This is a genomic window from Natrinema soli (assembly GCF_028618695.1).
This window is the reverse complement of record NZ_JAQIVI010000437.1, coordinates 1-1486: the sequence shown is the minus strand read 5'-3', so window position 1 is coordinate 1486 and position 1486 is coordinate 1. Positions and strand designations below refer to the sequence as shown.

The 1486-nt window shown below is 67.8% G+C and carries 2 protein-coding genes; both read left to right on the top strand.

Annotation, left to right across the window (positions count from 1 at the left end):
* Positions 1–760 (top strand): diaminopimelate decarboxylase family protein (locus PGX04_RS23440; protein ID WP_377043314.1); only part of this gene is annotated, 760 nt, incomplete at its 5' end.
* 4 nt (positions 761–764) lie between these two features.
* Positions 765–1486: diaminopimelate epimerase (dapF, locus tag PGX04_RS23435; RefSeq protein WP_273740718.1), on the top strand; the 722-nt coding region annotated here is incomplete at its 3' end.

Here is a 1486-nt window from a genome sequence, read left to right as displayed (position 1 = left end):
CCAGCTCGAGGCCCACCGGGAGTTCGTCGCGCGGATGGGGGAGCTGGCGAGAGAGGTGAGCGAGGCGCTGCGCGCCTCGGATAGCCGAGCGGGGAGCGAAGCGACCCGTGAGGCCGCCGACGGCCTCGAGTTCGCCGATGTCGGCGGCGGGTTCGGGGTTCCGTACCGCGAAGACGAGGAGCCACTGGACCTCGAGTCGGTCGCGGACGCCACTCGAGACGCGATCGGCGAGACCGACGCCGACTTGGCGATCGAGCCCGGCCGCTACTTCGTCGCGGACGCGGGCGTGCTCCTCACCGAAGTGAACACCGTCAAGGAGGCCCGCGAGACGACCGTCGCCGGCGTCGACGCGGGGATGACGACCCTGATCCGACCCGCGATGTACGACGCGTACCATCCGATCCGGAACCTGACGGCAGCTGGTGATGACGGTCGCGAACGGCTCCTGCAGACCGTCGCCGGCCCGATCTGCGAGAGCGGCGACGTTTTCTGTACTGAGCGTGAACTACCGGTAAGCGAACGTGGGGATATCCTCGCAATCGGCAACGCGGGGGCCTACGGCTACGAGATGGCGAACCAGTACAACACCCGACCCCGGCCCGCGTCGATCGTCCTCGAGGACGGCGACGTTCGACTCGCTCGTCGCCGCGAGACGATCGACGACGTGACGCGAGCGGAGCGCGAGGCACGGAGTGCCCCGAGCGCAGACCGAAAGAACGACCACGGCCGAGCGAGCGACACCGACAACGACCGACGATAGCACGATGAGTATCCCATTCCAGAAGTACCACGGCACCGGCAACGACTTTCTAATAATCCACGCGGGCGAACACGTCCCGGACCGGGGTGCCCTCGCCGAGCGCGAGTGCGACCGGTCGGACGGCATCGGTGCCGACGGGATCCTCTTTCTCGCTCCCGAAGAGACGTTCAACCCGCCCCGCGTCGTGATGACGCTGTTCCAGCCCGACGGCGCGACGGCACCGATGTGCGGCAACGGCGCTCGCTGTGCCGCAGAGTGGACGATGAATCGGACCGGGAGCGACAGCGTGATGATCGACACCCAGGCGGGCACCCTTCGCGCCGATCGCGACGGTGAGGGCGTCGTCATCGAGATGACCGGTCTCACGTTCGATCCCGGCGAGATCCCGATCGTAGCCGACGAACCGGTCCTCAAGGAGGAGATCGAGGGCCTCGAGGTATCGGTCGTCAACACCGGCGTCCCCCACGCCGTGAGCTTCGTCGACGATGTTCCCGACGAGTTCTTCGAGTCGGGAGTCAGTCGGACCTCGTCCGACGCTATCGACGATATCGATCTCGAGGCGATCGCGCCGCCGGTGAGACACGCTGACGTCTTCCCGGACGGGACGAACGTCACCGTGGCCAGCCCTGACGGCTCGGGCGGCTTCCGACAGCGCACCTACGAGCGCGGCGTCGAGGGCGAAACCGACTCCTGTGGCACCGGTGCGGTCGCCGTCGCGGTCGTGGC